Raw genomic sequence first — 8,406 nt, forward strand, 5'->3', positions numbered from 1 at the left:
CGCAGCGCGCCGCCCGCGACGATGCGCGGCGGGAGCTCGACCGCCTCTCCGCCGTGCTCGGCAGCAACCATCCCGACGTGCGCGCCGCGGCGAGCCGCCTCGCCGCCGCCGAACGGTCGGTGGGCGCCGAGACGACCCGCGTGGTGCAGGCGCTGGACGCCGAGGCGCGCGCCGCCCGGGCCCGGGTTCAGAGCCTGGAAGCCAATCTGCGCGACCAGCAGGACCGGCTGAACCGCACGCAGGGTGCCGAGATCCGCATCAACGCGCTGGAGCGCGAAACCGAAGCCGCGCGCAGCCTGCTCCGCGCCGTGCTGGAGCGCAGCCAGACGACGGTCAGCCAGACGGCGATCGAGAAGGCGGACAGCCGCATCCTGTCGCCCGCGACGGTGCCGGGCGTGCCGAGCTTCCCGAACACGCGGCTGTTCGTGGCGGCCGCGGTCGCCCTCGGCATCCTGTTCGGGCTGCTGCTGGTCTGGTTCCTTGAGCAGGCGGACAGCACGATCCGCAGCGGCGACGAGATCCGCGCGGCCCTCGGCCTGCCCTGCCTCGCGCTGGTGCCGATGCTGCGGCGTGGGATCCTGGGCCGGCACCGGGTGGAGGATTACGTCGCGCGCAAGCCACTCAGCCCCTTCACCGAATCGATGCGCACTCTGCGCGCCGCGCTCTGGCTCGGCAGCGATCCGCCCAGGGTCGTGGTGATCACCGCGGCGCGGCCGGGGGAGGGCAAGACGACGACGGCCATCGCGCTCGCCCGTTCCGCCGCGATGAACGGGGAGCGGGTGCTGCTGGTGGATTGCGACATCCGCCAGCCGGCGGTCGGCCGCTCGCTGCGCGCGGAAGGCGCGCCGGGCGTCACCGAGCTCCTGCTCGGCCAGGCGGAGTACGAGCGCATCCTGCGCCGCGACCACCTGACCGGCATGGACTACATCCCGGCCGGCGCGACGGAGGTGCATTCGCTCGGCCTCTTCATGTCGGAGGCGATGGCGACGCTGCTGGAGCGCGTGCGGCGCGACTATGACCTGGTGATCCTGGACGCCCCGCCGGCGCTCGCGATGGCGGATGCGCGGGTGGTGGCCCGCCTTGCGGATGCCACACTGGTCTGCATCAAGTGGCGGGACACGCCGCGCTCCGTCGTGCGCAACTCGCTTTCCCTGCTCGAGGAGGCGAAGGCGCGCGTCGTCGGCGCGGCGCTGACGCAGGTGGATGCCAGGACGCATCGTCGTTCCGGCTACGCCGATAGCGAGGTCTATCACCCGCGCTACAGCGGGTACTTCAGGGAGTAGAAGTCTTGGCGCGTTACCTGGTCACCGGCGGGGCCGGCTATGTCGGCAGCCACACGGTGCTGGCGCTGCTCGACCGGGGCGACGAGGTCGTGGTGCTGGACGACCTCTCCAAGGGTCATCGGGGCGCGGTGCCGGCGGCGGCGAAGCTGGTGGTGGGGCGCTGCACCGATTCGGCCGCGTTGGAGCAGGCCTTCGCGCTCGGCCCCTTCGAGGCGGTGCTGCACTTCGCCGCCCTGTCGCTGGTCGGCGACAGCATGCGGCAGCCGATGCGTTACATCGGCGAGAATGTCGCCGGCCTGACGGCGGTGGCGGATGCCGCGGTCAGGGCCGGCTGCCGCAAATTCGTGCTCTCCTCCACCGCCGCGCTGTTCGGCTTCCCCGAGCGCGTGCCGATCGACGAGGCGCAGCCGCTGCTGCCGGTCTCGGCCTATGGCGAGAGCAAGCTGCTCTGCGAGCGCGCGCTGGACTGGGCCGACAGGGTGCATGCGATGCGCTTCGCCGCACTGCGCTACTTCAACGCCGCCGGCGCCGACCCAGCGGGGCGCGCGGGCGAGGAGCACGATCCGGAGACGCATCTGATCCCGCTCGCGATCGGCGCGGCGATGGGCACGCGGGCGCCGCTGACCGTCTTCGGCACCGACTACCCCACGCCGGACGGCACCTGCATCCGCGACTACGTCCATGTCAGCGACCTGGCGGAGGCGCATCTGCGCGTGCTGCCGCTGCTGGACCATCGTTCGGTCCGCTACAACCTCGGCAACGGCACGGGCTATTCGGTGAAGCAGGTGATCGAGACGGTCGGCCGCGTCGCCGGTCGTCCCGTGCCGCATGCCATCGGCCCGCGTCGCGAGGGCGACCCGGCCTCGCTGGTCGCCTCGTCCGAGGCGCTGCGCCGCGACACCGGCTGGGCGCCGCGCTTCCCCGGGCTCGACGAGATCGTGCGCACGGCCTGGGCGTGGCACTCCGCCCATCCGCGGGGCTACGCGCAGGCCGCCTGACGGCGCGCGCGGTCGTTCGGATCGGGAACCGAACGCCGGCACGTCGCGTTGCGACCCGGAGGGAAGCCGGGGGCTGCGACGATGGCGGAACGCGGAGGCACGCCCGTTCTGGCGGTAGTGCTGGGCGGGCTGATCCTGGCCTGGCCGGCCGCCTGGAACGGCTATCCGCTGGTCTTCGCCGATACGGGCACGTATCTCGGCCAGGCGCTGCTGCTCTATCTCGGCTGGGACCGGCCGGCGACCTACAGCGTCTTCGCCCATGCGCTGCACTGGCGGCTGACGCTCTGGACCATCCCGGTCGTCCAGGGCCTGGTCACGGCGCATCTGCTCTCGCTCGTGCTGCGGACGCTCGGGCGCCCGGGGGCGCGCGCCGTCCTGCTGGCCTGCGGGCTGCTCGCCCTGGCGACGGGACTGCCCTTCCTGGTCGCGCAGGTCATGCCGGATCTCTTCACGACGCTCGTGGTGCTGGCGCTGTGGCTGCTGGGGTTCGGCTGGGAGCGTCTCGGCCGGTGGGAACGGTGGTACGTCCTGCTGCTCGCGACGGCCGGCATCGCCTTCCACCTGTCGCATGTGCCGCTTGCCGCCGGGCTGGCGATCGTCGCGGGCGCCGTGACATGGGTGGCGCGCGGCGCCCCGCCGGCGCTCGGCGCGGCGGGGCGGATGGCGGCGCCGCTTGGGGTCGCGATGCTCGCGCTCGTCGCGCTGAACGCCGCGGGGCATGGCCGGCTCTCCCTCTCGCCCTTCGGCAGCGTCTTCATGGCGGCGCGGCTGATCGACGACGGGCCCGGGCTGCGCACGATGGATGCGCGCTGCGAGGAGGCCGGCTGGCAGGTCTGCGCCTGGCGCGCGCAGCTGCCCATGGGCTTCAACCATTTCCTCTGGGAGCCGGATGCGCCGCTGGCGCGGATGGGCGGCGGCAAGGCCTGGGGGGCCGAGGCGTCGGACATCGTACGCGAGACGCTGGCCCGCGAGCCGGGCGCGGTGGTGGCCGAGACGCTGCGGAATGCGTGGCGCCAGTTCGTCTGGTTCGGCACCGGCGACGGGCTGGAGCCCTGGCGCGGCGTGCCCGGGCCCGAGCCGCTCATCGTGCGCTTCTTCCCGGGCGAACTCGGCGCCTTCCGGGAGTCGCGCCAATATGCCGGCCTGCTGCAGCCGGAGGCGCGCGCGCTGTCGCCGCTGCATGTCGCGCTCGGCTGGCTTGGCCTTGCGCTGCTGCCCGCGGCGGCCTGGCTGCGGCGCCGCGACCTGCCGGCTCTGGCGCTCTGCCTGATGGTGCTCGCGGCGAGCCTCGGCAACGCGCTCGTCACGGGGGGGCTCTCGGGCGTGAACGAGCGCTACCAGGGCCGGATCGCGTGGCTGTTCCCCTTCGCAGTCGCGGCCGTGCTCGCCTCCGGACGTGTGCCGCGCACGGTGCGGGACGCACGCGGCGCGACGGTGAACGCCTAGCAAAGGCTGGACCCGTATCGCGCCGAGCGCGGTCAGCGCGCTACGGGCCTAGTCCGTCATCCGGTCCAGCACCGGCAACCGCCGCAGGACCATCGCCTTGCCGAGGATGGGCCCGATCAGGCCGGCGGCGGTCAGCACCGGCGCGTGGATCCAGAAGCCCTCCGCCGTCCACGGCACGCCCATCTTCATCAGGATGGCCTTCGCCACCCCGATCGCGATCACGTTGAACAGGTAGATCGCCATGGTGTAGCGCCCGAGCGTCAGCGGCCAGGACTGGCGGAGCAGCGGCGCGGTGAACATCAGCCCGTGCAGCGCCGGGATGGCGGCGAGCCCGCAGAGGAGAAGCGACCAGTCGCCCGGCAGCCAGCCGGCGATGGCGGCGGCGAGCGCCGCCGCGAAGACCAGCCACCAGAGCGGCTGCCGCGCCGCGAAGAGCGGCAGCAGCCGCGCCTCCCGCTCCGCGACCGCGACGCCGATGGCGAAGAAGACCGCGTGCCGCGCGAAGCGGTCGAGATACGCGATGGCCGGCGGCTCGAGGGCCAGCAGCACGAGGCCGCCGGCGACCAGCCCCATGGTGCCGAGCCGCCGCCAGACGGGGGGGGCGACGACGCAGCAGAGGAACAGCACCCAGAGGAACCAGATGAAGGTCGCCGGGCTGTCCTCGGTGGTGAGCACGAGGTCGCGCAACCCGTCCAGCAGGCCGCCCGGCCGGTTGTCCACATGGACGAAGCGTTGCGCCACGAGCTTGCCGACCAGCACGACGGTGCCGAGCAGCAGGAAGGGCACCAGCAGCCGCTGCGCGCGCCGCCACGCATAGCGCGGCAACTGCGCATCCGTCGTGCGCAACGCGCCCGACAGCACCATCACGTAGCCGCTGAGGTAGAGGAAGAACGGCATGTGGAAGCGGTAGATCGCGTAGCGCAGCGTGTCGTACCACTCCGCCCCGCGCGGTGGCTCGGCCGCGACGATGTGGCCGACGACGACGATGAGGATCGCGACCCCCTTGGCGCGGTCGAGGTCGAGCCGGCGATCCCGCACCGGCGCCGGCGGTGCGGTCAGGACGTTCATGCCCGCTGGGCGCGCCGGGCGATCGCCCGGCGGACGACGTCGCCGCGCGCGGCCTCCTGGTGTTCGAGCCGCGCGCGTGCGAGGGCGGCGGCGAACCAGGCGAACTGGATGACCGCGGTGCTCGCGATCAGCGTGTTGTCGAAGCCGGCATGCAACAGGGCCGCGACCAGCGCGCAGCGGATCACCAGGCGGTCGGCCGGGAAGGCGCGGCGCGTGCCGAGCCAGACCCAGGCGATGATGCTGCCGAAGATCAGCGCGGCGCCGAGCATCCCGCCCTCCACCGCGAGCCGCAGGTATTCGTTGTGCGCGGCATTGGACTGGATCAGCCGGATCTGCGGGTCTTCGGGATCCACCAGCAGCTTGCCCGCGCCGAGCCCGTAGCCGAAGAGCGGACGGTTCTCGATCGCGTCCACGAAGAGCGGCCAGATGATGTCGCGGCCGGAGAAGGCAGTTGCCTCGTCGGTCTCGATGAAGCGCTCGAGCCCGATCGCGATCAGCGGCAGGAACAGGATCGCGGCGGGCAGGAGCCCGCCCATGGCGAGGTCCACCTTGCGCTTGAGCGGGAAGGTCCGCCGCCCCGACAGCAGGAAGACCAGGACGAGGAAGAGGACCACCGCGCTGAGCGGCGCGCGCGCCTGGGTCAGCAGCAGCACCGCCAGCACGGCGCCGCCCAGCACCAGCCAGCGCGTGCGGAAGCTGCGCAGGTATTCGAGCGTCGCGGCGAAGATCGCGGTGGTGCAGAACCCCGCGAGGAACGGCGCCGAGTGCATGCCCATGAAGCGCCAGTTCGGGTCGAAGGGCGTCTGGAGGCCGGTCGGCCAGAGCAGGATGCCCACCGTCGCGCTGATCAGCGGCACGAGGATGACGGCCTTGCACAGCGCCGACCAGAAGGGCCGCGGCGCCGCGGCGAAGGCGATCACGAAGGGCGCCACCGAGCCGACGAAGCTCCGGATCATCTCGCCGAAGGTCGAGATGCGGCCCATGGGCAGGACGATCAGGCTGATCGCCAGGATCACGAAGAAGGCGACGAAGGGCCAGTTGATCGCCGGCGCGAAGCCGTAGCGGAGGCAGAGCATCGCCGCGATGCCAAAGGGCAGGAGCTTGACGATGGCGGGGCCGAGCCCGGCCGCCCCGCCGAACTCGCCGAACTGCAGGTCGAAGGCCAGGCCGAAGGCGACCACCAGTAACGCGATCGCGAGGACCGGCGCCTCGTAGAACAGCAGCGCGAGCATCAGCGCGGCCGCCGCCGGCAACAGGGCCAGCGCCATCTGCGGCGATGCGATGGCCGTCAGCAGCAGCCCGGTGACGATCAGCAGCAGCAGGAAGGCAGACAGGATTGCTGGCGGAACGGTGCGCATCGCGCAGCGTTGTGCCACGCGGGGCTCGGTGCGGCCCAATCATCATTCGGTCAGTTGACCGTCGGCAGAAGGGCGTCGCCATGGGGGCGGTCGGGCGCTTCGCGCGGGATCCGGGGTGGGGCGAGCGGGCGAAGCCGGAACGCCTGGCGGCGCTGACGCGGCTGCGCGTGCTGCTGATCGGATGGGTTCTCCTCTACCACCTCGAGCTCGCCCTGGCGGCGCTGCATGGCGTTCCGGTGGCCGAGGCGGCGGTGATGAAGGGCTATCTCGGCGTGGACGGCTTCTTCGTCCTTTCGGGCTTCGCGCTCTACCTCGGCTACCGGCACCGCCCCCCGCTGGGGCTGGCCGGCTGGGGCGAGTTCGTCCGCCGCCGGGCGGAGCGCATCTTCCCGCTGCATCTCGCCGCACTCGGCCTGATGGTGCTGCTGGTGGGCGGCGCAAGCCTCGTCGGCGTCCGCATCAACGACCCGGATCGCTTCGGCGCGACCGAACTGCTGCTCCAGGCGCTGCTGGTGAACGCATGGGAAACGACACGCGCGCATGCGTGGAACTACCCGTCCTGGGCGCTGTCCACGATCTGGGCCGGCTACATCCTGTTCCCGGTCGTGCTGACGGCGATGCTCGGCGCCGGCCGGGCCGCCTGCTGGGGCATCGTTGCGGCGAGCCTGGGCGGGCTCGCCTGGCTCGGTGCGCTCCCCGACGGGGCGCAGCTCAACCGGACACTGGAATACGGCCTGCTTCGCTTCGGCATGGAGTTCACGATCGGCATCGCGCTCGCGCGGCTGGTGACGGCGCGCGAGGTGCCCTCGGCCGGTGCCGGCCTGTCGGCGGCCGTGCTGGTGCCGCTCGGCATCTCGCTCGACCTCGACGTCGTGGCGGTGGCCGGGCTCGCCGGCCTGGTGGCATGGCTCGGCATGCGCCCCGCCGAGCCGGGCCAGCCGCGCGACCTGCTCTGGCGGCTCGGCGAGGCGTCCTTCGGCGTCTATCTCTGCTGGGTCTTCGTCGAGATGGCGCTGATCCTGGTGCTGCGGATCGCCGAGCCGGGGCAGCTGGCGCGGCTCGGGCTGATGTTCGCCGGCCTCTTCGCGAGCCTTGCGATCGGCTCGCTCGCCTGGCGCCTCGTGGAGGTGCCGGCGGCGCGCTGGCTGGCGCCGCGCGCGGCCGCCGTCAGGCCCTGATCGCGGCCGCGAGAAGGGGGCGCAGCGCCGGGCCCGCTCCCTGCTGCAGGCGCCAATGGCCGCCATGCGTCACCGCCCAGAGGGTGGCGGGCAGGCCGAGCCGGCGCAGCTCCGGCAGGCCGCGCCGCAGATCTGCGGCCCAGGCGGCCTCGTCCTCCTGGTGGCCCAGCCGGCCGCCGAGCTCGGTCACCATCACCGGGGTGCGGTGGCGGCGGCCCCATTCCGCCACCTGGCCGAAGCGCTCGCGGAACCACGCCGCGTCGCCGCCTTCGTAGTCATGCACCTCCGCGATGGTCAGCGGATCGGGGGCTGCCGGCTGCTGCAGGAGCGAGCGCCAGGAACACCATTCGTGCCCGCCCCACATCAGCACGTGCCGCGGCGCCTCCGCCCGCACCATCGCGAGCAGCCGGTTGCGGACCGGCGTCCATTCCGCCGCATTCGGGAAGGCCGGTTCGTTCACTGGTGCCAGGACCACGCGCGCGGGATCGGTGGCGCGGCCGAACAGGCGGGCGCGCGCGGCGACCGCGCGCAGCAGCGGCTCCGGCCAGGGATCGGTCGAGCCATAGGCGTCATTGAAGGCGAAGAGCACCGGCAGCCCGGCGGCGACGGCGTCCTCGACCGCGGTGAGATAGAGGCGGAGCACGTCCTCGCCGGTGCCGGCATCGCGCGGCATGAACATGCGGACGTGATCGAAGCCGGCGCCGCGCAATCCTTCCCACCAGCCGCGGCCGAGGCGGCGTGCATGGCCGTCGGCGGCGACCGGAAACCAGCGCTCGACATTGGCGCCGACGCGCAGCGCCGCGAAGGTCGCGCGCGGATCCGGCGCCTGCGCCGCCGCGGGCACCGCGGCGGCTGCGGCGCAGGTCGCGAGCAATGCGCGTCGTCCGACATGTCGGTCCATGCAGGCTCCCCCGGTGGTTGCGGGGGATCAGCCGCCCTGCAGCGTCCCCCGGAGATAGCCGAGGTTGTAAGCCGCGCCGCAGCGCGCGCGGAGTAAACTGGGCGAGTGCGGCGACATCAGCAGCAGCGGCGCCTGCAGGACGAGCTTCGCCGCCGCGCCGGGCGCGCGGCGCGC

Annotated in this window: 7 protein-coding genes; 4 read left to right on the top strand and 3 right to left on the bottom strand. The window is 73.0% G+C overall.

Translation table 11 applies throughout. The features are described from left to right. From L2I40_RS13535 to L2I40_RS13545, 3 genes are all read left to right on the top strand, one after another. On the top strand, nucleotides 1-1,283 hold a 1,283-nt coding region (locus L2I40_RS13535; RefSeq protein WP_237215488.1), incomplete at its 5' end, for a polysaccharide biosynthesis tyrosine autokinase. A 5-nt stretch (nucleotides 1,284-1,288) separates the two neighbouring features. Then, nucleotides 1,289-2,281 (top strand): UDP-glucose 4-epimerase GalE, encoded by a 993-nt coding sequence (galE, locus tag L2I40_RS13540; protein WP_237215489.1) that lies wholly within the window; start codon nucleotides 1,289-1,291, stop codon nucleotides 2,279-2,281. Between the two features lie 81 nt (nucleotides 2,282-2,362). Beyond that, nucleotides 2,363-3,727, top strand: coding sequence for a hypothetical protein (locus L2I40_RS13545; protein ID WP_237215490.1), 1,365 nt, complete (start codon nucleotides 2,363-2,365; stop codon nucleotides 3,725-3,727). A gap of 48 nt (nucleotides 3,728-3,775) precedes the next feature. Here the strand turns inward: L2I40_RS13545 and L2I40_RS13550 are convergent, their stop codons facing one another. Both L2I40_RS13550 and L2I40_RS13555 read right to left on the bottom strand, forming a co-directional pair. Continuing rightward, nucleotides 3,776-4,795: an acyltransferase family protein gene (locus tag L2I40_RS13550; protein WP_237215491.1), complete on the bottom strand. Its 1,020-nt coding sequence runs from the start codon at nucleotides 4,793-4,795 to the stop codon at nucleotides 3,776-3,778. Continuing rightward, nucleotides 4,792-6,171: an O-antigen ligase family protein gene (locus L2I40_RS13555; protein WP_237215492.1), complete on the bottom strand. Its 1,380-nt coding sequence runs from the start codon at nucleotides 6,169-6,171 to the stop codon at nucleotides 4,792-4,794. Before L2I40_RS13555 ends, L2I40_RS13550 begins: the two co-directional genes overlap by 4 nt. A 62-nt stretch (nucleotides 6,172-6,233) precedes the next feature. On the opposite strand from L2I40_RS13555, the gene L2I40_RS13560 reads away from it, so the two are divergent. After that, complete coding sequence (locus L2I40_RS13560) at nucleotides 6,234-7,331, top strand: acyltransferase family protein (RefSeq protein WP_237215493.1); 1,098 nt, start codon at nucleotides 6,234-6,236, stop codon at nucleotides 7,329-7,331. On the opposite strand, the gene L2I40_RS13565 is transcribed toward L2I40_RS13560, so the two are convergent. Further along, entirely contained in the window at nucleotides 7,321-8,232 is a 912-nt protein-coding gene (locus L2I40_RS13565) for a cellulase family glycosylhydrolase (protein ID WP_237215494.1), read from the bottom strand. The two genes, L2I40_RS13560 and L2I40_RS13565, sit on opposite strands and share 11 nt — an antisense overlap. Nucleotides 8,233-8,406: the final 174 nt, after the last annotated feature.

Origin of the sequence: Falsiroseomonas oryziterrae, assembly GCF_021864505.1 — a bacterium.
Classification (GTDB): Bacteria; Pseudomonadota; Alphaproteobacteria; order Acetobacterales; family Acetobacteraceae; genus Falsiroseomonas; species Falsiroseomonas oryziterrae.

Excerpts from the sequence above, each read along its gene's own strand:
- L2I40_RS13565 (WP_237215494.1), bottom strand. The coding sequence starts at position 8,232 with ATGGACCGACATGTCGGACGACGCGCATTGCTCGCGACCTGCGCCGCA.
- L2I40_RS13560 (WP_237215493.1), top strand. The coding sequence starts at position 6,234 with ATGGGGGCGGTCGGGCGCTTCGCGCGGGATCCGGGGTGGGGCGAGCGG.
- L2I40_RS13545 (WP_237215490.1), top strand. The coding sequence starts at position 2,363 with ATGGCGGAACGCGGAGGCACGCCCGTTCTGGCGGTAGTGCTGGGCGGG.
- L2I40_RS13550 (WP_237215491.1), bottom strand. The coding sequence starts at position 4,795 with ATGAACGTCCTGACCGCACCGCCGGCGCCGGTGCGGGATCGCCGGCTC.